Origin of the sequence: Negadavirga shengliensis (assembly GCF_042652345.1) — a bacterium.
In the GTDB taxonomy this organism is placed as follows: domain Bacteria; phylum Bacteroidota; class Bacteroidia; order Cytophagales; family Cyclobacteriaceae; genus Negadavirga; species Negadavirga shengliensis.
This window is the reverse complement of record NZ_JBHSJJ010000004.1, coordinates 180,703-201,225: the sequence shown is the minus strand read 5'-3', so window position 1 is coordinate 201,225 and position 20,523 is coordinate 180,703. Positions and strand designations below refer to the sequence as shown.

Below are 20,523 nucleotides of genomic sequence, written 5' to 3'. Positions count from 1 at the left end.
CCCGCCTTCAAACTTTACCCCTTTCCAAATCCCTACATTTTCCTTAACTTGTCCTTAAGTTTTTTAATAACCAAGCAATATGGCACATTCGCCTTCCCGTAATATCCACCAGGGCAGGAATATCAAGCGTTTCCGTGAGATGCTGGGCATCAAGCAGGGTGCGCTGGCCCATGAGCTGGACGCAGACTGGTCCCAAAAGAAAATCTCCCTTCTGGAACAAAAAGAAATCGTCGAAGAGGACATTCTCCGTAAGGTTTCTGATATCCTCCATATCCCCGTGGAAGCATTCCGGAATTTTGATGGGGAGCAGGCGGTGAACATTATTGCGAATCTTTTCATGCCAATGATAGTGCCACAGGATGCATTTATAACAATCATCCCACATTCCATCCTATAGATAAACTGGTGCAGCAACATGAAGAAAAAATTGCTTTGTATGAACGGATGCTAAAGGAGAAGGATGAGATGATGGCGAGGTTGGAGAGGTTGATTGGGGGGAGGTAGTTCATTTCTTAGTAACACAAACTAAATGAATTAAAACTAATTATGGAGATACCCAAATTCAATATATCAGACTATTCAAAATTAATCTCCAAAACACAAATGCCCCCCCCACAAATGGAATGGGAAAATGGAGTAATGGTAGAAGTAGTGGAGAAAACTTCTGTAAGTTTTTTAGAAGAAGTATATAGCAATCCGTCTCCGCTAACTCTAGGAAGTTCTTCTCAAATAACAAGAGTCACAGGCAATATTGAATTTGATTTAAAAAAGTACAATAGAAATTCTCTAACCCTTATGAATTTCGAATTCACAGGTGTTGTATCTCTATCTGGGGATCATGAAATGAAATTTAATTTAGGGGAGAAAATCATTCTAAAAGACTGTAAATTCCTTAAACCATTAATATTCAATAATTGCATATCTGACGATACTAAACCTAAAGATTTTAGCCAAAAATCTGGCGCAATTGAGATTATCAATGGATCATATATTCTCCTTCGCATTTCAAAATGTATCTTCCCTTTCGGTATAGATATTTATGCTGAGGAAGGAGAAAAACTAGAAATAGATTGGTTTGAAAGTCTTTCAAACCACTTTCCTAAAGCAGGGTATAATTTTGAAAATGTAATATTCAAAAGTAAGCTGGATATTACAGGAGATACCATTGAAAATATTGGAGTTGATTTTAGAAATTGCATTTCGAAATGTCAAACAAGAATTTCATCTGTTAATTCTCCATCAATTGCATTTGTTGGTACTGATTCAATTTTTGAAAAAGATATTAGAATCTGGAGCGGCAATCTCAATGGTTTAATTTGGAATTATGGAGAATTTTATGGAGAAATCGATATTACAGCAGTTAAGCTTGAAAAATATTTTTCCATAATCGGATCCATCTTTAATGATAAATTTCTATTTAAAAGAAAGGACAATGGGGAACAAGTAAGAAATATGACGTTACCGGAAGAAATTTGGATTCAAGACTCTCAATTTAAAAATGGAATTGAATTTCAAGGTGATAATTTCAAGACTAATAAACTTAGTATCCGTTTTTCTGAAAAGTCTTCAGGTGTAATTGATTTCCGAAATACGTTTTTCAAAGAGGTAACTTTAAAAGGCAACAACTTCAACAATTCTCTTTTTCTTCGAGATTGCTCCTATGATAAACTGATATTGACTCACTTATTTAATAAATCCCTAATTTCATTTAATAATAATAACCCAGAGTTAAATGATGGGGTCCCTGAAGAATTTCTTATTCAAAACTCTAACCTAGGAAATACAGAGTTTTATGATTTTGATTTTTTAATTTATCCTGTTGTGAGAATCATCGACTCCAGATTTGACAACATTTTTGTCAATGGCGTAGAATGGTTTGAACCACAAAATCTAGAGGTAGACGAAAAGGAACAGAATAACACAAAAGCTCTTTCCCAAAAAAGGGAAATCTATAGGCAGCTTAAACTTGCCGCCGAAAAACAGTCCGACAGAATAACTGCATTACTTTTTAAGGGAAGAGAAATTCAAGTTCATGATAAATATTTAAGATCAAAAAGAAAAATAAACTTAATAGCCACTGAAAAACAATCTTTTATAAATCGGATAAAGAAAGTTAAGCTTGCTAGTATTATTAGTCGATTTAGTAATTACATTAAATACCAATCTGACAAAATCAGCATACTTTTGGGAGAAACAAATGATCATGGCCAAAACTGGATAAAGCCTCTCTTTAGTATTACATTGATTTCTACTGGAATATTCCCTCTACTTTTTATTATGGCTGATCCTGAAATTAATTTTTGGCCAGACTTCTCTTTTGACGGTTGGAACTTTTTCTGGGCTAAAGTTTCGGAACACGGATCTCTATGGCCCCAGCTTTTTAATCCAACTCGAAGAGTTTCCTATCTATTTGAAACAATCGAACATCCATTTTGGGTTTATTTCCTTGATGGTCTCCAACGTATCGTCTTGGCTTTCTTTATCTTCCAAATTGTCTCCGCCTTCCGGAAATTTGTCAAATAGAACTAAATCGTAACACCAGGCCAAAGCCTTACTCCAGCCTTAATTTCCACTTTTCCCAATCGGGCATCATTTCAGATTCCAGTTCATAAAAACCTTTGCTGTAGTTGAGATGGATCAAGTGGCACATTTCGTGGATGACCAATACAAAAGCTTATCAATTTTTTCCTTCTAATGACTCCCCTTCTGCTCCTCCGCTTTATCCATCAAAAGCTTGGTGATATCAATCGGTGGAAGCAAATATCCTCCCATCGGTCCTAGGTTGGTGAGCTGATAGAGGATATTCCGAAGGTTATTGATCATCATATTGAGGGTGGAAAATTGGGTCAGGTTGACTTTAAGACCTTCTTCCAGCTTATCCGCATTTTGGATCCTAAAAGTTCCCCCTCCTTCGACCATCATTTTATAGCCGGGAAGGTTGGCATCTTTATCCCTATTTACCTCAAGCTTGGTAAATACCTGGATTTCTCCTTGCTCCTCATTCCTCCCTATAGAAAAATCAATTTCCACAAGATAGGACTGGAATAAGTCTTGGAGGTCAACTTCATCCTCCTTAGGCACAATAAACTCATAGTGGGACTGGAGGAGTTTGAAGTCCAATAACTGTAAAGGGGAAAATCTCGCTTTCATCCTGCCATAGCATATTCATCCTCGGAGGCAGGCTCCACGGCCATGACCATTTTGGGATCAGTGACTTGATTTTTCAAACGTAAATATTTCTGGGTTTTGACCCATCTTCGGTGATATTCAGACAGCTCTTCCTTTACTTTTTCCTGTATCGATGCTTCCGTCATCACCTTAAACTCCAAGTCCAAGGCCAGGGACATCTTGGCCAGAATGTTCCAATTGGGTTTTCTGTCTCCGCGGAACAATTGGGTAATGAAAGCAGCAGAGGTGCCGATTTTCTCCGCCAACTCCTTCTTGGACATTTGCTTTTCTTCCATTTTCCGGTCTACCCATCCCAAAAACTGCATGGCCAATAAATCTGCTTTGAAGGCCAGCTCTTCTTCTGATGAATTGAACGCCAACAAGTTATCCAACTTATTTTTTACGGATGTTTTCATGATTCTTGGGTTAAGTCGTATTCGAACTTGGCTACTCTTCGAATGATATTTTTTTCTCTCTCTGTCAGCTTTTGGGACTTTTTCTTTTCTAGCAATTCTACCCCGATAATTACAAAACGCTCTGTCTGACCGTCTGAAAATTGCTGACAATAAATCCTGGGATTCTTTTTTCCTTTAAACAATTTGATTGCAGTAATGTGTTCACAACCTTTCTCGAAATCTTCTTTATCATAAATATCTCTTGGAGCTCTATGGTTTAAAATCAGCTCCAATGCTGTTCTGAATTTTTTGGCATTTGCCGGATCTTGTTCTAGAAATGCCAAAATCTCGCCAGAATTTTCATCATCCAGGTAAAAGGCTTTTTTGCCATCATCCGAAGTTTTTATCCAATTCGCCTTTCTTTTCACATCAAAATTAAGCAATAAGTTAATTTATTCAAACCATTCATAAAAATCATTTCAATTATAACCCGTTTTGGGCTCATCTACCAGTAATGGCCCCGCTTTCTGCTGTGGCTACTAAAGCATAGGCCAAATTTTCTTCTCGCCCCTCTTACTCAACCGAACTTAAACAGGCATGTAATCGAATCCAGGTGAAAGGTTAAATTCCGCCTGACCTATATTAAACAGTTTCTTCCTCATTTTAAGCGTTGACAATAATAAAAGCCGCTAAACCCATTAAAAGCAAGTTAAAGCAGGTTTCGGCCAAGGATACGTTATCCCAAATCCCTATAAAAGCCAATGTTCACCCACATCCCCTCCTACGATGATCCTAGACTGATCCCAAGCCAATTCCTACCGTATAGTAACCCTTTGCCTCTACCCCCTTATCCACAGGCTGGGGAAGACACACCAAAACCTGCCCTTGTTAAAAAATCAACTGCTTCCTCCCTGCATGATCAGCGCAAATGACAGCAAGGCGCCGATCACATTCAGCCCACAGTGTGTGTAAATGGCCAATCTAAGATCCTGCGTTTTCCAGGTGTAATAGACCATGGGAAACAATGCAATAATCAGGGTGACATAAATTTGAGGCTGCCAGAAATGGTAAAACGAAAACAAGACGGTGCTCATCAACGGAGCCCATTTCCCGTACCTTGTCATTCTGGGCAATAAATAGCCCCTAAAATACACCTCCTCTATAAAGGGGGCAACCAAGCCATTCAGGATCAAATTAGCGATCAAAGTGATGAGGATTATATTTCCGGCATAACCCTCGAATGACTGAATCTTATACCAATCAGGTAGCCAGAACAGTAACTTCCCGGTTATCCACACATTGACCGGCTGGGTGACTCCATAGACTACAAACGCGAATATTACCAGCATCAAGGAATAAACTGCCAGCCGCTTAAAGGGTAATTTATTTCCATAACTTTCTACTATAGATCCTATGCTCTTGCTGTTTTCACTTTTTCTTGCATGCAAAAGGTGAAAATACATCACCGGAACGATGACCAGCGGAATACCAAGCAAAAGGATCAGCTGGGGGGGAATACCTTTGCCTTGCAGTAACGAGGTAGCACCTATAAAAAACGCGGTGAGCAACAGTCCTGGATACAGATGATACCACAGGATTTCCCAATTTGACATCGGTTTCATCTTTTCGGAATGATGGTCAAAATTATATCCTGAAAAATCACTGTTCATGCTTCATGAAACTTGCGAAATTAAAACCTAATTTCCAAGTTTTTTTCTTAATTCCTGATACTGATCTGCGATCCCTCCCCTTACAAAAAGTACCGCGTTTCCCTACCCGAAACTACAATTCCTTATACTGAAGTTTTCTTCAGAAAATAGGAAAACATGATGATCACGCCGATGATCTCCAGTCTTCCCATCCACATGATGATGCTCAAAACCCATTTGGCTTCTGCGGGCAAACGGTGATGGGCTACCCCCGAACTTAAGCCCACATTGTTCAATGCGGAATTCACATCAAAAAAAATTTCGAAAAAACCATATTCCTCTGGAAGGACATGGAGGAGTGTAAAAGTCCCGATGGTTAGCGCAGAAATCCAAAGGAAAAGCAAAACGGTGGCCATCCTGACCTGAAGATAGGCGGATTTATTGTCCACCGCTTTTCCGTTGAATCGTATTTTAATATCGAACTTTTCTTCATCACGGCATGTGGATTGTCTTACGTGGGCTTGTAAAGTCTTTATTATCCATGCCAACCTTTTTGTTTTCAAGCCTCCCGTGGTTGAACTTTCATTTCCTCCTATGAACATGGCCATCATGATCGGAAATAAAAACATATGGGAATAATCCGTGAGCTCAACAGAATTAAAACCGCATGTAGCTAAAGCGGATGCCATTTGAAAAATAATATCTACGGTATCGGTGGACGGGTATGCGGAAATGGCACCGATTAGAAGAAAAAATATCCATAATGCAAGAAAATATTGCAATTGGGTTTGGCGAAACAGTGACCTGAAATTCTTTTGTATCAAAGCAAGATAATGAATCTTAAAACTCAGGGCCCCTAAGAGCATGATGATGACCGCCACCCACTTTATGGTGGTGTTGTAGGAAATAAAACTGTCCGCCGTAACCGAAAACCCACCAGTAGATATCCCTGTCAGACCGTGGTTAAGGGCTTCCCATATAGGCATCCCTGCAAGGTAGAAGGAAGCGACGGACAACGCGGTATAGCCTATATAAATCCACCAGATTTTTATGATTTTGCTTTTCGTGTTATGACCTTTTCTTGTCCATCCCATGCCCTCGGACTGATAAAGGCGTTCATTCTCATGGGCGGTGTCAAGAAGAATTACCGCAAGAAAAATGATACCCAATCCACCTATCCATTCACACAGGGAACGCCACCATTGCAAACAATGCGGAATCATACTGCTGTCATCAAGCATGGTCAGACCGGTCCCGGTAAATCCCGACATGGATTCGAAAAAGGCGCTGTGGATATCGGAGAAAACAAGCTCCTGTTCATTGGGTTCGGGAATAAGCACCGCCACTCCATAAAAGGATATGGTCCCCAATAACGGAAGTAGAAACCATATAAAACTCACCAAACCATAAGCAGATCCCGGATGCGTCCGCCTGTTGTTATAAAAAAGCCGATATAAGAATTGTCCAACCGCAAAACTGATTACGGCAAGTAAAATAAATGGTTTAAGCGCATACCATTCCTCAAAAACAGCAATCACAACAAATGTGGGAAGGCACATCAGGCCGGGAAGCTGGAGAAACACCCCCAGGTCCTTCAGAAAAGCCCTCGTATGTTCGCTTATCATGTTAAAAAAAAATCTGTATATTTAGTTTTGCTGAATGGGCGCAACTATCGCACCAATGCCTCTTTTTTTTAGAATTATTTATACTTAACCGGGACAAAGACAGCTTAAATTCCGTATTGTTAAACAGATAAATCAAAACATTTAAACTACTCCATGAAAAATTTTATTCTACATACATTATTGTTGACAACGTTTCTTTTAAGCAGTTGTAAGGATGATGAATTCCAGCCCCAATCCGCCATACGGGGTGAGTGGGAATTGGTTAAGATGGGCAGCAGCTGGACAGCAGAAGTCCAAGAAGGAGATGAAATGGCATGGACAGAGACTTACGTCTTTCGTTCAAACAATACTTTTGAGAAAACCAGAAATTCGGCAGACGGTGAATTCCAGGCTTCCGGAACTTTCACTTGGAGGGAAGCTGAAATGACGGACTCAAGTATGGCAAGGGTTTACCTTACCCTTACATTTCAATCCGGAGAAGAAATCCTGGGATCATGTACTCAGGATGGGAATGAAGAATTAATCATCACCCACCAGGAGGAACTTAGGAATACCTGGGGCGCTTGTGATGGTCCCATACTGCATTACAGAAAAAAATAGAACCATACTTTTTTGACAACTTACTATTCGGCTGTCTTGGTTTTGGAATTTTTTCTTCAGGCAAAAAGATCATGATTTGGCCATGCGCTGCTGATAAGCGGCCAATGCCTCCGCGACCAGATTTTTCAAAGCCGGGGAATAAATTTGTTTTTCTGATTTAATCTCCACATAACGGGAGATTTTTCCAGTTCCCTGGAGGATTCCCTCCGGATCCGGGAGTTCCAGGCCCCGGTTGAAACCCAGCTTCAATCCCTTTTTGGAGGGGATGAGGGTGCAAATCAGTTCTGCATATTTTTGGCCATAGCAATAGGCCACCATCCTTGCCGGAAGGTCAACCTGTTCGGTGATATCCGGAAGATTGGAAAAAAGGAGTTTCCGAAGTTTAATGGCATTGGCAAAGACCTGTGGCTCATAGCGGGAAAAGAATGTTTCTGCATCCATCGCTGGCTTTAATTTAATGATTTTTAACTTTTTTTCCGCGGCTTAATCATTTTGCATAGAGAATGTATGTAAAATGGATTTCGCTAAACATATCAGCTCCTGAAAACCAAAATACCGTACCCTTACAATACGGATACGGTATTTTTTGAATGTTCACCCTTTCCCATACCACATCACATCCTCAAACCGGGGGCCTGCAACGCTTTGCCAAACGGTTGTTCGTAGTATCGCTGTCCCGTGGCTTTATATAAGGCGTTGGCCACGGCACCGAAAATAGGTGGGAACAAAGGTTCGCCAAGCCCGGTAGGCTCATGGTCGTTTTTGACAAAATGAACCTCTACGGATTTGGGTGCCTCCCCCATGCGGATCATCTTATAATTGTTGAAGTTGTTCTTTTGGGGGACACCATCCTTGAATGGCATTTCGCCAAAGAAGGCATTTCCGATCCCATCCACAATCGCACCTTCTGCCATGTTTGCCGCGGCATCCGGGTTGATGACGATGCCGCAATCCACCGCTGCCACCACATTTTCCACTACAGGCTGGTTTCCTTCCATTTTCAGGTCCAAAATTTCAGCCACGTAAGAATTGTGGCAAAAATAGGCCGACACCCCACGGTGAATACCTTGTTTTGGCACATCCCAATTTGATTTTTCCCTCGCCAGTTTGAGCACACCGGCATAGCGCTCTGGATCATAATCATTGTTGCTGCCCACGGGATTGGTTTTTGCCCTCTCCAACAGTTCCAATCTGAAATCAATCGGGTCCTTACCCATTTCCTCTGCCAGTTCATCCAGGAAGGACTGTTCCGCACTGGCGATAAAATTCGATCTAGGTGCTCTAAAAGCTCCAATGGTAATGTTGGATTCGATTTCCCAGCTTTCGGCCAGGTAGTTGTCCACAGCACCCGCCGGAAACCGGTTGGGAGCGATAGGCGTCTCGGGAATACCCCCGGCTTTAACATGGACAGCGGTAAGTTGGTTGTTTTCATCCAAAGCAGCCCTGTAGGTAGCGGTATAGGCAGGACGGTAAATGCCATAGGTCATGTCATCCTCGCGGGTGTAGAGCATTTTTATCGGCGCATTCACTTTTTGCGAAATCACTGCCGCCTCCACCATGTGATGTCCATAGGCTCTTTGACCGAATCCACCCCCCATTCTGGCCAGGTTGATCTGGATTTTCTCTTTGGGAAGCCCCAATCTCTCCGCCAGCGTTCCCATGATAAACTCAGGTGCCTGAATGGGGCCATAAAGCTCAGCTTTCTCAGCCGTCACATGGGCATAACAGTTGACCGGTTCCATGCAATTGTGGGCCAAAAACGGGGCTGTGTAGGTTCTTTCCAAAATCTTGGCCGCTTTCTGAAAGGCTTCCTCAGGATTACCGTCTTTTCTGAGGGTCTTACAAGGCCGTTTGGAATATTCTACCATCCTGGTCAAATGCGCCTCGCTGTTTTCCAGTCCTGCGGGCACCATTACGGTTGACTTATTACCGCCCCACCCGGTTACGACGAACTCCCTGCCGGGCGCTTTTCCCCATTCCGCTTTCAGTTTCCTCTTTGCCTGTAAAACCTCCCAAGTGGAATTGCCCACAATGGCTACCAATTCGGGATGGGTGGTGGTGTCGAAGGCATTTTGTTCATATCCCTCGTGATGGACCTTGAAGCTAAACACCTCCCTGATTCCCGGCATGGACTGGACCGACTCCGCATCAAATGATTTAAGCTGCATGCCGAACGCCGGTGGGTGGGCGATCATGGCGATCAGCATTCCTTCTCTCTTGAAGTCCATGGTAAACATGGGCTTGCCGGTGACGATGTTTTGGCCATCCACATTTTTACGGGAAGTCCCGATGATGCTGAAATCCTTGATGTCTTTCAGTTTCACTTCTTCAGGTACCTCCAGGGTTGCCGCCAATGCTGCCATTTCCCCATAATGGGCCTTTTTATTGCTTCCCTTATGGTGGATCCTGCTCTCAGCGGTACTTATTTCATCGATCGGCACATCCCAGGTCTGGGCAGCCGCTGCCAGCAGGAGATGGCGCGCCGCAGCACCTGCTGTTCTTAAAGGCTTCCATCCCTGCCGGATACCCTGACTCCCCCCGGTAAACTGTCTTTCAAAGCGCTCCGGGAAAAAATCAGCCTGCTCCACGATCACATTTTTCCAGTCCACATCCAGTTCATCCGCCAGGATCATGGGCATGGAAGTTTTCACATTGGATCCGAATTCAGGGTTGGGGGAAAAGAGGGTTACCACTCCATTGTCCCCGATTTTGATATAGCTGTTCAGCTCAAACCATTCATCCGGCAAGCCCAAAGCTGCCTGTTCCGGACTGGGCTTACATCCTGTAAGCCAACTGAAACTGAGCACCATGCCTCCTCCTGCCAGGGCCGAGACTTTCAGAAATGATCTTCGATTGAGTTGGGTCTTTACGATAGTCATGGTCAAGTGCTTTTGGATTAGGAGTTTGCGGCGGTTTTGATGGCCTTTTTGATGCGCACGTAGGTACCGCAGCGGCATATGTTACCGTCCATGGCATTGTCTATGTCTTCGTCACTTGGATTGGGATTATTTTCCAACAAAGCCACCGCGCTCATGATCTGACCGGCCTGACAATAGCCGCATTGGGGAACATCATGTTCAAGCCAGGCCTTCTGCACAGGATGGTCTCCTTTTTCCGAAAGACCTTCTATTGTGGTGATTTTGGCACCTTCCGCGGCAGATACCGGTATGGAGCAGGAACGTACGGCGTTTCCGTCCATAATGACAGTACAGGCCCCACACTGGGCGATACCGCATCCATATTTTGTACCTACCAAATCCAAATGATCCCGCAATACCCACAATATAGGCGTATTGGGGTCAACGTCCACCGGTTGTGATTTGCCATTGATATTCAAATTGATTTTTGCCATTGGTCCAATGATTAGATGATTCTTTTTATGTTCTCATCAACCCAGAAAGGGCTGTTTGTAATATCTTTCTCCATTTGCCTGATACAAGGCATTGGCCAGTGCTCCGAATACCGGAGGGAAAGTGGGTTCCCCCAATCCGGTGGGATCATGGTCATTCTTTACAAAATAAACTTCTATTTTTTTGGGTGCTTCGCTCATCCGGATCATTTTGTATTTATCAAAATTGGAGGCATGAGGAACCCCTTTTTCAAAAGTCAGCTTGCCATAGAGGGCATTGCCAATACCATCTACAATGCCTCCTTCGCAGAGATTCGTGGCGGCATCAGGGTTTACTACCAATCCACAATCGACGGCACAGGTGACTTTTTCGATAACAGGTTTTCCGCTTTCAACGCTGATATCCACCACTTGTCCCGCATAGCTGTTGTGACAGTAATACGCCGCCACCCCCCTGTGCATGCCAGCAGCCCCGGCGTCCCAATTAGACTTTTCTCTGAGCAATTTCAGCACCTCTGCATACCGGTCGGGGTCATAATCATTGTTTTCGCCTACAGGGTTATCCTTGGCTTTTTTCAGGAGTTCCAGGCGGAAATCTATGGGATCCTTTCCCGCAGCTTCCGCGACCTCATCCAAGAAAGACTGTTCGGCGGCCGCGATGAAGTTGGATCTTGGAGCGCGGAACGAACCCACCGTGATGTTGGAAGGAACCACCCAATCCTCTGCCAGGTAATTTTCCACGGCACCCGCGGGAAAACGGTCGGGGTAAAGTGGTCCCTCGGTTGTCCCTCCCGCATTTATATGAAATCCAATGAGGTTATTGTCGCTATCCAACGCCGCTTTGTAGGTGGCCTGATAAGCAGGCCGGTATATCCCTCCTGTCATGTCATCCTCCCGGGTATATACCAGCTTGACAGGAGCATTTACCTTTTGCGAAATGACTGCGGCCTCGATCAGCCAATGGGCGTAGGACCGGCGCCCATATCCACCCCCCAGACGGGTCATCTGAATGTCAATGTTTTCCAACGGGATGCCCAATCTGGAAGACAGGGCCAGTTCCGTCAACTCGGGTTTTTGCAGCGGCCCCGCCAATTCCGCCTTATCCCCGGTGACGTGGGCGAAAAAATTCATCGGTTCCATACAGTTATGGGCCAAATACGGCGCCGTAAAGGTACGCTCAATTACCATCGCCGCCTCGTTGAAGGCTTTTTCCGGATTACCGTCTTTTCTTCGTACTGTAGGTTTCTTAGCCGCTTCAGCCATTTTCTTCAAGTGTCCGGCAGAACTTTCCAGTCCTGCCGGAATAGCCCGGGTTTCTTTTCTGCCGTTCCAATCCCTTTTTTCTTCATAGTCGTCGAAAGCCTCCCACTCCACTTTCAGGGCTTTTTTGGCATTCATTACTTCCCAGGTGGAGTTTCCGACTATGGCCACCAGATCAGTGAATGAGGTGGTATCAAAAAACAGCCTTTCATAGTCATCCTGGTGGGATTTGATGCGGAAAATGTCATGGATCCCCGGAAGGCTTCCCGCTTCGGAAGCATCAAAGGAATTTAGCCTCATGCCGTGCGCCGGTGGGTGGACAATCATGGCGATCAGCATGCCGGGCTTGGAATAGTCTATGCCGAAAAGCGGTTTTCCCGTGACAATTTTATGGGCATCGACATTCTTTTGGGAAGACCCGACAAGCTTGAATTGGGAAACGTCCTTGAGCTTGACCTCCTCAGGAACAGGAAGCGTGGCAGCCAAGGAGGCCATTTCTCCATAGTGGGCTTTTTTGCCACTGTTTTTATGGATCAACATGCCCGATTCCGTAGTGATATCAGAAGGGGATACCTCCCAGGTTTGTGCAGCGGCATTGATCAAGAGCTGTCTGGCTGTAGCGCCAGCGGTTCTCAGTTCCTTCCATCCCATCCGGATGGCCTGGCTGCCTCCGATAAACTGGCGGGTGAAGTTTCCGGTATCCAAAGGCGCTTGCTCCACCACCACTTTGGACCAGTCAGCATCCAGTTCTTCAGCCACGATCATCGGCATGCCGGTTTTGATATTCTGGCCACCTTCGGGATTGGGGGACATAATGGTCACCAAGCCATTTTCACCGATCTTTAAAAACCCATTGATGTCAAACCATTCCTTGGGCATACCAAGGGCTTCCTCCGGGGCATTGGATTTACATCCTGCCAGCCATCCAAAATTCAGCAGCATGCCACCCCCTGCCAGGGCAGAAACTTTGAGAAAAGACCGTCGGTTGATTGTTGATGTGTTTGAAGTCATTTTGATATTTTAAGCACAAACTGAAGTGCTGTTTTCAATAAATATACGTCAAATTCCAATTTACAAATACAAATCCAATAACCCAAAGGATTACTGGTCTGGTACCGGCCTCAGAGAAATGGCTATGCGATTAACAACCAGTAAATTACAGGATTTTAAAGAAAGATTCCTTACGATATTCAAACAATGCCTTATAAATATCAAGTAAGCCGCCCCTGCTTTATCAGGGGTAACTTCATAGCGGACAGCATTTCATCAAACTTTTGAAAGGAGTGCGAAATGTAATATTTGGATATTTATCAGTGCCCTATTTATTAATGAACAATCTGATGCACATCGCGTACACTGCTAAAGGTTAAGGCCAATAGTCTCCAGGAGTTGTCTTGTTTTTGATAGACCTCCGTGACCGTGAATTCATTCGATACCTCATCGCCACGGACCACTGCCTGTAGCGTGATGCGGTTCCAAAGAATTACAGTCTCACCAAAAATTTCAACGGCTACATCATGAACCTCTGCATTTTTGTACCAAATGCTCCCGGTTTCAATGACTTCCAGCTCCCTGTCTTTTTTCCAGGTTCCACTCATATGGACAAATTTTGATTTATCGTCAAACAACGGTTCTAGTTTACCCACATCCTTGTCAGCCATCCATTGCCATTTTGCTTTGGAAAGTTCCTTTATTTCCTGTTCAACTCCGCTTTGTGCAAAGGACACAGATATGCTAAGAAATAAAAGCCCTATGCCGATCAGATAAGTTTTCATGTTTAATTTTTTGGTTTATTGACTAAAATAATGAGTATGGTTATTTTATTACCGGTAAATATTAGCTCTCCCTGAACTTCAACGGACTGATATCCATATGCTTCTTAAAGAAATTGTTGAAGTGTGTGACCTCGGTAAAGCCCAAGGCATAGGCGATATCGGAGACATTCCAATGGCTGTGTTTAAGTAGGACTTTGGCTTCCTGCACCAGGCGATTGGCGATGGCCTGGGTGGTGGTCTTCCCTGTGGTGGATTTTACCGCCCGGTTCAAATGGTTTACATGCACATTCAGGTGATCGGCAAACTCGGATGCCGACCGCAACGCGATTCTAGGGTGGTTATCCTCCACAGGAAACTGTCTTTCCAACAATTCCATGAACATCGCCGAAATGCGCTGAGAGGCATTGGATGGCTGCTTGTCGGTCAGGGCATTGGGCTGGAGTTTCAACCCATAATGGATCAGTTCAAAAATATGGTTACGGATACTGTCGTATTTATACTTATAATCAGAGTCGAAGTCTTTCTCCATTTTCTGAAAAATGGTTTCGACCTCAAAGACCTGTTCATCAGCAAGCTCAAAAACATGGTTCCCTGCGGGCTGAAATACCTCATATTGCATGATATTGCCAAACTGGCTCATAAAATACTGGTTAAAGATGCAATAGCGCCCGAAAAGGTTATCCTGATGCTCCCACTTGTAGGGTATCAAGGGGTTGGAAAATGAAAGCGCCTGTTTTTCCACCCCCACCACTTTGTCCGCATAATATACGCTGCTCTTGCCCTTGACCAGCATGATTTTGTAAAAATCCCTCCGTCGGTAGGGAATGGAGGACACTTTCCCTTGGGCATAGGGTTCCAACCGGAACATGTTAAAGTGCCCGATATCATTACGGATGTTTTCGGGAAGCCAACTGAATTTCCTTTTGTAAAACTCCTCTAAGGTTTCAGGTTTCTCCATAGTAATTGGTTGATTTTTGGTATAACAGGATCTCTTTTCTCCTATAAAAACAAAATCTCGTCGCATAACTATTTATAAATTAAGCCAATTAATACCCACAATCCAGTTCCAAGGGATTTCAACTTAATTAAAAGGAAAGCTTTTATTGGTGACAGAGGCCTCATATCTTATCGCTTCGAAATTTTCCTGCAAATGGCATTCTTGCTGGTGGCAGGTACTATTTAATTTGTATATGATTTTTGCTTTTTGTAAAGGCTTAATTCCAGGTTCTTTACGGATAAAATGGTTCAATTTTGTTTCCGCCCATTTGCATTCCTAAATACCAACACCATATTGGGGCCATTAATTAAATTTCAAAATTAGATCAATTCCTTGTTCATTAATAATACCTACCAAACAATATATTACGAAATTCAAACAATTTAGCAAGTCGGTATTGGATAAGTTGTTCCCGGATATCCAAATGCTTCAGGAACCACCCGGTCTGTTCTTTCTATTTCTCCAGCGTTTTTGGTTCCCTGGACCTTAATAGTCGTCTGTGAATAAACATGCCATGAACAGAAAAACAGGATAAAGGCAACCAAACTAAAAGCTTTCCATTTTTTATTTCCCGGTACCATTTCCTTGGATGATTTAAATTTAGTGATACAAAGGAACTAAACCGGCCAAGGTTTTTATAATGAATATCAATCCAATGATTACGTTTTTCAAACAAAATGCCAACCCTAAAAAGAATGACCACGGAGTGGTCAAACTTCTCAGTAACCACGGGTGCAGCCTTTGGACCAGAAGGCGGTTATACCATCAAAACGACCCTGCAAGGGTCGAACTGCTACCGGATCGCCACAATAAACTTTCTGATATAACCACGCAAACAACCACGCCGGAACGCTTTCCCCGCTTCCTGACCGGATTTACACCCAAAATAATGGATTTAGGGTATTTTAACAGTTCCGGAAAATTTATTTACCCCGAAGGAGTTCCCGATTTTTCCTAAAACCGGCTATCTTGACAAAAATTTTATCCATATCCCTTACTCCTCACCCATGCAGGAAAAGCCTCTGATAAACAAGCGCTACCAGCTCCAACGATTCCCCGGAAAAGGGGGCTGGACCTACGCCCTCATTCCGGAAATCCCCATGGAAAAACGTTTTCCTTTTGGATGGATGAGGGTAAGGGGAAAGATCGATGGTTTTGAGCTCAACAATTACAAACTTATGCCCGATGGGAGCGGTCACCTCTTCCTCCCTGTAAAAGCTGCCATCCGGAAACAAATTAAAAAAGAAGCCGGGGACTGGGTTAAAATCGTTTTGTTTGAAGACAAACGCCCTCAAACTATCCCATCGGAAATTCTGGATTGCCTTAAAGAGGTACCGCTCGCTCTCCAAAGATTCAATGAGCTGCCTGATTGGGAAAAGAAATCCTATATAGACAACATATTAGATGCTAAAAAACCGGAAACCAAAGCCAACCGGATTGTTAAAATGATTGGAGATTTAAGTTATTGAACCGATTGGAAAATACGGAAATACTTATAAACAGCCGTTCCTATGCCCCTAGGGCTTTCAGTGCTTCATACACAAGAAAGCCCGGCCAAACCATAGCTTTTAAAAGACCGAGGACCCCAAGCCAGAAACTTGTCGCCTGGGAAATATAATAAATGGCCGCGCCTATAAAACCCAAACCATATATGGCACTATGGGAAGTATGATGGGGAATATCGTTTTTCATGGGTCAAAGGTATTTTTAGTAAAAATCATCAGGAATTTATCCCCCAATAATGATGGAGATCACTCATTATATAGATTTTTATCAGCAAAATCTCATCACAAGCAAACCCGGAAGCAGCAACCAGGCCTGATGAACATCCAATGGCCACTTCTGCCTAATTTCCCACGATCCGGGAAATATCCATATAATACATCTGTCGCATCCCTTCATGGGTAGAATCAAAAAACACCCTTTTCCCCTGCTGGTCACACCGGGGGTGCAAATCACAGCGCCATTCCCCGAAATAGGATTCAGGGGAGTAAAACCTCCCTAAAACCACCTGACGTTGGGTCGGGATGTGATAAAGATAAAGGGTGATTTTCCTTTCCTTATCCGGATAGGTATCATTCAGTACCCATTCATTATCGGTATGGGGCACGTAGGTATTGTGCCCGTTAGTGGTCATGGTCTCTCCTCCTATAAGCCGGGTATTTTCAGTTTTATCTTCCAGCAACCAAAAACCTGCTTCTTTATCAATAGGTTTGGTCCAAACAAAAATATGCCGGGGATCGCGCCACACAAAATGGGATGAATTGCCGGATGGATCCGCCACATACAGGTCCTTTCCGTTTTCATCGCAAGTGATCATGCGGGTCACAAACCCGGTTCTGGCCATCACCTGGGTTTCCAGGATTTCAGGACGCCACCGGTGCAAAAAAAGCAGCCGTTTGCTGTCCGGACTGACCAGCAAATGGTTAAACCAATGCCAGTTATCAGATACATCCTTATCCAGGTGAGGTAAGGAAGCCAGTTCTGCTATGGTCAGCAGCATCTGTTTTTCCCCGCTGCGCAGGTCTATCTTGTACAGTCCTATTTCCTCAGGAGCTTTAACAGATTGGAAGGGGTCGGGAATGCCCACATAGCCATAGCCTGGGCGGAGGTTCTGGATGCGGTTAAAAGCAGTGCCAATGGCAAATTTTCCATTTGGGGCAAGGGCATAGATGGGTTCCGGCAAGATCCTTTTTTCCCCGGTCTTTATATTTACTACCCTGCTGATGTGCCGGTCCCCTTCCCTATCATTCCAAATTACCTCTTCATCAGAACCTGGAATCCACTGGAGCATACAGGATTGCTGCCAACCCCAGGCTTTGGAGCTGCCCAATGGTATCCACTTGTTATCTTCCTCCAAATCGATTAAACCGATTCCAAGACGGTCCGGGGCTTCTGGGGATCTCCCCTCGAACCCCACTTCACATCCCAATGCAAACCGGCCACTGGGATCTACCTGAAATTTGTCGTAATAGCCAAACCAGTGTGCCTTGGGACCCTGTGTAATGGCCACTGCCTCCAGCCCTTCGGCAGCTTTGATCCAGCTTGGTCCCATGCTTAGTCCGAAACCTGCCAGGGCCGATGTTTTTATAAAGTCTCTCCGCTTCATCAAAATCTTATTTTTCAGGTGAATATTTCAGAACCACTGCATTGAGGGCTTATGGTGCCCGGGCTTCAAGTAAAATTGTTGCTCATCGAAAAATGGCCGTATAAATTTCTTCATTTTTTATCCAAAATAAAATATTTTTAAATTCCTTAAGGTATAACATTCTATATTAGTCAATAGGGAGCAAAATAACAAAGAAAGCTGATTTCACCACGGCATGCCCTGCTTAGCTGAAAATTGTGTATACCTTACGATTATCATAACCTATTAATGATCCTATGAACAGAAGAGATGCATTAAAAAGCATGGCCATCAGCGTTTGGGGAATGATGGTGGTACCCGGATGCGGCCCAGGACAGGAATCCTCCATATCTACAGAAGATGAGTTCCGCTGGTTGCCCTTGAACAGCACCCAGAAGAAAAACCTGGAAAGCATGGTGGACACCTTTATTCCCAAAACCGACACCTTGGGAGCAGTAGAGCTGGATGTTCACCGCTTTATTGACAGGCTGCTGGCCAATTGCTACGAAGAGGAGATTCAAAACTCCTTTATTGCAGGTTTGGACCACCTGGAAAACCTGGCATCAGACCCGCACAACAAATCATTTTATAAATGCAGCCGCAAGGAACGCGAGACCATTCTTCTAACGATGGAATCCGATGAAGAGGAGGAAATAAAACAATTCTTTGACCAGGCAAAAGAACTTACCATTCTCGGTTTTACCACCTCTGAATATTACCTTACCCATTTCACCAGCTACGACATGGCACCGGGTGGGTATGAGGGATGTTTGCCTGTACCCGATCGGCCTTTTAAGGTATAAGCATGGGAATGTTGAAGGCACATTAAAATTCAAACTTTAAACCTAACCTATTCGATTCAAATGGCGAATTTAAACATAGACGCGCAGAAAAGCCTGACCTATGATGCCATCGTCATTGGCTCAGGCATCAGCGGCGGATGGGCCGCCAAAGAACTTTGCGAAAAAGGACTGAAAACATTGGTACTCGAAAGGGGCCGTGATGTCAAGCACATAGAGGATTATCCAGGTGCCAATAAGCATCCCTGGGAGTTCAAATTTGGAGGCAGACTCCCCTTGGAGGAACAAAGGAAATATGGTGCCAGGGGACCCAGAATGCATGAATCATCCGCTCATTTTTTTATGGAGGAAGGGGAACAGGAAACTGTAGAAGAGAAACCTTTCCGCTGGACCAGGGGCTATCAGGTGGGAGGAAAATCGCTCTTATGGGCCAGACAAACCCAACGCTGGTCTGACTTTGACTTTGAGGGGCCTGCCCGGGATGGGTTTGCCGTTGACTGGCCTATCCGGTACAAAGATATTGCCCCTTGGTACAGCCATGTGGAGCGGTTTGCGGGCATTTCAGGCAACAGAGACGGCATACCCCAACTGCCTGACGGGGAATTTTTAAAACCGATAGCGCTGAGCTGTGTCGAAAAACACTTTCAAAAAACACTGGCCGAAAATTACAATGACAGGCAATTGATACAAGGGAGGTGCGCCCATATCACGGAGATGCAGGAGATACACCGTCAGCAGTCCCGGAATCAGTGCATGCACAGGAGCCTGTGCAGCCGGGGATGTCCGCTGGGCGGCTATTTTAGCAGCAATGCCGCCACCCTGCCCTGGGCGGCGCAGACCGGCAACATGACCTTGAGACCGCATGCCGTAGTACACAGCATCATCTATGACGAGAGCAAGAGCAAAGCCACCGGGGTCAGGGTCATCGATAGTGAAACCAGGGAGGTCCATGAATATTTTGCAAAAATCATTTTTGTAAATGCTTCCGCGCTCAACTCCAACCTTATCCTGCTGAATTCCACTTCGTCCCGGTTTCCCAACGGCCTGGGTAATGACAATGGCCTGCTTGGCAAGTACATCACCTGGCACAACTACAGAGGAAGGATATCCGGCCGTTGTGAGGAGTTTACAGACATGATGAGCAAAGGAAAAAACCCCAGCCACAGTTACATCCCCAGATTCAGAAATGTCCACAGGCAGGAAACCGGATTTCTAAGAGGCTATGCCGTGGGCTTTGGCGGGTCAGGACGGGCGGCCCGCTACAGCAGGGAAGGCATCGGGGCAACTTTAAAAGCCAACTTACTGGACAGACAACTGGGGCCATGGGGAGTAAGCGCCTGGATGATGGGAGAAGTGGTGCCCATAGAGAGCAACCATGTAAGACTCCACCCTGAACTGAAGGATAAATATGGGATCCCTCAATTGGTGCTTTCCTGCGAATGGACGGAAAATGATGACAAAATGGTGGAAGATTATATCGTGCAGCTTTCCGAAATGTTTGATAAAGCCGGATTCAAAAACATCTCGGCAAGTGATAGCCATGCACCTCCCGGTTCCGATATCCACGAAATGGGTGGTGTAAGAATGGGAAATGATCCTAAAACTTCCCTTTTGAACAAATGGAACCAGCTGCATGCCTGTGACAATGTGTTTGTAACCGACGGGGCATTCATGACTTCTTCGGGTACCCAAAACCCCTCGCTTACCTATATGGCCGTTACCGCCAGGGCGGCTGACCATGCCGTGGAAGAGCTTAAGAAAGGTAACCTGGGTTAGAG

Annotated in this window: 19 protein-coding genes and 1 pseudogene; 6 read left to right on the top strand and 14 right to left on the bottom strand. The window is 44.5% G+C overall.

What is annotated here, in order from left to right:
- Window positions 1-79 precede the first annotated feature (79 nt).
- Both ACFPFU_RS08595 and ACFPFU_RS08590 read left to right on the top strand, forming a co-directional pair.
- Window positions 80-504, top strand: a pseudogene (locus tag ACFPFU_RS08595) (XRE family transcriptional regulator).
- 42 nt (window positions 505-546) lie between these two features.
- Window positions 547-2,523 (top strand): hypothetical protein, encoded by a 1,977-nt coding sequence (locus ACFPFU_RS08590; RefSeq protein WP_377063502.1) that lies wholly within the window; start codon window positions 547-549, stop codon window positions 2,521-2,523.
- A gap of 28 nt (window positions 2,524-2,551) precedes the next feature.
- On the opposite strand, the gene ACFPFU_RS08585 is transcribed toward ACFPFU_RS08590, so the two are convergent.
- The 6 genes from ACFPFU_RS08585 to ACFPFU_RS08560 all read right to left on the bottom strand — a co-directional run bounded on the left by ACFPFU_RS08585 (window position 2,552) and on the right by ACFPFU_RS08560 (window position 6,837).
- Entirely contained in the window at window positions 2,552-2,665 is a 114-nt protein-coding gene (locus ACFPFU_RS08585; protein ID WP_377063500.1) for a M48 metallopeptidase family protein, read from the bottom strand.
- Window positions 2,666-2,691: 26 nt separating this feature from the next.
- Entirely contained in the window at window positions 2,692-3,150 is a 459-nt protein-coding gene (locus ACFPFU_RS08580; RefSeq protein ID WP_377063499.1) for a preprotein translocase subunit SecB, read from the bottom strand.
- Window positions 3,147-3,584, bottom strand: coding sequence for a helix-turn-helix domain-containing protein (locus ACFPFU_RS08575; RefSeq protein ID WP_377063497.1), 438 nt, complete (start codon window positions 3,582-3,584; stop codon window positions 3,147-3,149). The genes ACFPFU_RS08580 and ACFPFU_RS08575 overlap by 4 nt, the downstream gene beginning before the upstream one ends.
- Entirely contained in the window at window positions 3,581-3,991 is a 411-nt protein-coding gene (locus tag ACFPFU_RS08570; RefSeq protein WP_377063495.1) for a hypothetical protein, read from the bottom strand. The genes ACFPFU_RS08575 and ACFPFU_RS08570 overlap by 4 nt, the downstream gene beginning before the upstream one ends.
- A gap of 468 nt (window positions 3,992-4,459) precedes the next feature.
- On the bottom strand, window positions 4,460-5,176 hold the full coding sequence (locus tag ACFPFU_RS08565; RefSeq protein WP_377063493.1) for a CPBP family intramembrane glutamic endopeptidase: 717 nt from the start codon (window positions 5,174-5,176) through the stop codon (window positions 4,460-4,462).
- A 179-nt stretch (window positions 5,177-5,355) separates the two neighbouring features.
- Window positions 5,356-6,837, bottom strand: coding sequence for a TrkH family potassium uptake protein (locus ACFPFU_RS08560; protein ID WP_377063492.1), 1,482 nt, complete (start codon window positions 6,835-6,837; stop codon window positions 5,356-5,358).
- Window positions 6,838-6,990: 153 nt separating this feature from the next.
- Here ACFPFU_RS08560 and ACFPFU_RS08555 point away from each other — a divergent pair, with 153 nt between their 5' ends.
- Window positions 6,991-7,437 carry a hypothetical protein gene (locus ACFPFU_RS08555; RefSeq protein WP_377063490.1) on the top strand — a complete coding sequence of 149 codons (447 nt, stop codon included), beginning with the start codon at window positions 6,991-6,993 and terminating at the stop codon, window positions 7,435-7,437.
- A gap of 69 nt (window positions 7,438-7,506) precedes the next feature.
- Here the strand turns inward: ACFPFU_RS08555 and ACFPFU_RS08550 are convergent, their stop codons facing one another.
- The 6 genes from ACFPFU_RS08550 to ACFPFU_RS08525 all read right to left on the bottom strand — a co-directional run bounded on the left by ACFPFU_RS08550 (window position 7,507) and on the right by ACFPFU_RS08525 (window position 14,779).
- Window positions 7,507-7,878, bottom strand: coding sequence for a DUF1801 domain-containing protein (locus ACFPFU_RS08550; protein ID WP_377063488.1), 372 nt, complete (start codon window positions 7,876-7,878; stop codon window positions 7,507-7,509).
- Between the two features lie 173 nt (window positions 7,879-8,051).
- Complete coding sequence (locus ACFPFU_RS08545; RefSeq protein ID WP_377063486.1) at window positions 8,052-10,316, bottom strand: xanthine dehydrogenase family protein molybdopterin-binding subunit; 2,265 nt, start codon at window positions 10,314-10,316, stop codon at window positions 8,052-8,054.
- A 17-nt stretch (window positions 10,317-10,333) separates the two neighbouring features.
- Entirely contained in the window at window positions 10,334-10,789 is a 456-nt protein-coding gene (locus tag ACFPFU_RS08540) for a (2Fe-2S)-binding protein (RefSeq protein ID WP_377063484.1), read from the bottom strand.
- Between the two features lie 36 nt (window positions 10,790-10,825).
- Window positions 10,826-13,057 carry a xanthine dehydrogenase family protein molybdopterin-binding subunit gene (locus ACFPFU_RS08535; protein WP_377063482.1) on the bottom strand — a complete coding sequence of 744 codons (2,232 nt, stop codon included), beginning with the start codon at window positions 13,055-13,057 and terminating at the stop codon, window positions 10,826-10,828.
- Window positions 13,058-13,371: 314 nt separating this feature from the next.
- Window positions 13,372-13,821, bottom strand: coding sequence for a nuclear transport factor 2 family protein (locus tag ACFPFU_RS08530; protein WP_377063480.1), 450 nt, complete (start codon window positions 13,819-13,821; stop codon window positions 13,372-13,374).
- Window positions 13,822-13,882: 61 nt separating this feature from the next.
- Window positions 13,883-14,779 carry a helix-turn-helix domain-containing protein gene (locus ACFPFU_RS08525; RefSeq protein ID WP_377063478.1) on the bottom strand — a complete coding sequence of 299 codons (897 nt, stop codon included), beginning with the start codon at window positions 14,777-14,779 and terminating at the stop codon, window positions 13,883-13,885.
- Window positions 14,780-15,825: 1,046 nt separating this feature from the next.
- On the opposite strand from ACFPFU_RS08525, the gene ACFPFU_RS08520 reads away from it, so the two are divergent.
- Window positions 15,826-16,287, top strand: a complete 462-nt coding sequence (locus tag ACFPFU_RS08520; RefSeq protein ID WP_377063476.1) for a DUF1905 domain-containing protein — start codon at window positions 15,826-15,828, stop codon at window positions 16,285-16,287.
- 40 nt (window positions 16,288-16,327) lie between these two features.
- Here ACFPFU_RS08520 and ACFPFU_RS08515 read toward each other — a convergent pair whose 3' ends face one another.
- Together ACFPFU_RS08515 and ACFPFU_RS08510 are read right to left on the bottom strand one after the other, a co-directional pair.
- Window positions 16,328-16,510: a hypothetical protein gene (locus ACFPFU_RS08515; RefSeq protein ID WP_377063474.1), complete on the bottom strand. Its 183-nt coding sequence runs from the start codon at window positions 16,508-16,510 to the stop codon at window positions 16,328-16,330.
- Between the two features lie 154 nt (window positions 16,511-16,664).
- Entirely contained in the window at window positions 16,665-17,927 is a 1,263-nt protein-coding gene (locus tag ACFPFU_RS08510; protein WP_377063472.1) for a hypothetical protein, read from the bottom strand.
- A gap of 275 nt (window positions 17,928-18,202) precedes the next feature.
- Between ACFPFU_RS08510 and ACFPFU_RS08505 the strand changes: the two genes are divergently transcribed.
- Together ACFPFU_RS08505 and ACFPFU_RS08500 are read left to right on the top strand one after the other, a co-directional pair.
- A complete protein-coding gene (locus ACFPFU_RS08505) occupies window positions 18,203-18,748 on the top strand; it encodes a gluconate 2-dehydrogenase subunit 3 family protein (protein WP_377063470.1) in 546 nt (181 codons plus the stop codon).
- Window positions 18,749-18,808: 60 nt separating this feature from the next.
- Window positions 18,809-20,521, top strand: a complete 1,713-nt coding sequence (locus ACFPFU_RS08500) for a GMC oxidoreductase (RefSeq protein ID WP_377063468.1) — start codon at window positions 18,809-18,811, stop codon at window positions 20,519-20,521.
- The last annotated feature ends 2 nt before the right edge of the window (window positions 20,522-20,523 follow it).

What these genes read in the sequence shown, in the direction of transcription:
- ACFPFU_RS08590 (WP_377063502.1), top strand. Translation starts at nt 547, where the DNA reads ATGGAGATACCCAAATTCAATATATCAGACTATTCAAAATTAATCTCC.
- ACFPFU_RS08580 (WP_377063499.1), bottom strand. Translation starts at nt 3,150, where the DNA reads ATGAAAGCGAGATTTTCCCCTTTACAGTTATTGGACTTCAAACTCCTC.
- ACFPFU_RS08575 (WP_377063497.1), bottom strand. Translation starts at nt 3,584, where the DNA reads ATGAAAACATCCGTAAAAAATAAGTTGGATAACTTGTTGGCGTTCAAT.
- ACFPFU_RS08565 (WP_377063493.1), bottom strand. Translation starts at nt 5,176, where the DNA reads ATGTCAAATTGGGAAATCCTGTGGTATCATCTGTATCCAGGACTGTTG.
- ACFPFU_RS08560 (WP_377063492.1), bottom strand. Translation starts at nt 6,837, where the DNA reads ATGATAAGCGAACATACGAGGGCTTTTCTGAAGGACCTGGGGGTGTTT.
- ACFPFU_RS08555 (WP_377063490.1), top strand. Translation starts at nt 6,991, where the DNA reads ATGAAAAATTTTATTCTACATACATTATTGTTGACAACGTTTCTTTTA.
- ACFPFU_RS08550 (WP_377063488.1), bottom strand. Translation starts at nt 7,878, where the DNA reads ATGGATGCAGAAACATTCTTTTCCCGCTATGAGCCACAGGTCTTTGCC.
- ACFPFU_RS08545 (WP_377063486.1), bottom strand. Translation starts at nt 10,316, where the DNA reads ATGACTATCGTAAAGACCCAACTCAATCGAAGATCATTTCTGAAAGTC.
- ACFPFU_RS08540 (WP_377063484.1), bottom strand. Translation starts at nt 10,789, where the DNA reads ATGGCAAAAATCAATTTGAATATCAATGGCAAATCACAACCGGTGGAC.
- ACFPFU_RS08535 (WP_377063482.1), bottom strand. Translation starts at nt 13,057, where the DNA reads ATGACTTCAAACACATCAACAATCAACCGACGGTCTTTTCTCAAAGTT.
- ACFPFU_RS08530 (WP_377063480.1), bottom strand. Translation starts at nt 13,821, where the DNA reads ATGAAAACTTATCTGATCGGCATAGGGCTTTTATTTCTTAGCATATCT.
- ACFPFU_RS08525 (WP_377063478.1), bottom strand. Translation starts at nt 14,779, where the DNA reads ATGGAGAAACCTGAAACCTTAGAGGAGTTTTACAAAAGGAAATTCAGT.
- ACFPFU_RS08520 (WP_377063476.1), top strand. Translation starts at nt 15,826, where the DNA reads ATGCAGGAAAAGCCTCTGATAAACAAGCGCTACCAGCTCCAACGATTC.
- ACFPFU_RS08515 (WP_377063474.1), bottom strand. Translation starts at nt 16,510, where the DNA reads ATGAAAAACGATATTCCCCATCATACTTCCCATAGTGCCATATATGGT.
- ACFPFU_RS08510 (WP_377063472.1), bottom strand. Translation starts at nt 17,927, where the DNA reads ATGAAGCGGAGAGACTTTATAAAAACATCGGCCCTGGCAGGTTTCGGA.
- ACFPFU_RS08505 (WP_377063470.1), top strand. Translation starts at nt 18,203, where the DNA reads ATGAACAGAAGAGATGCATTAAAAAGCATGGCCATCAGCGTTTGGGGA.
- ACFPFU_RS08500 (WP_377063468.1), top strand. Translation starts at nt 18,809, where the DNA reads ATGGCGAATTTAAACATAGACGCGCAGAAAAGCCTGACCTATGATGCC.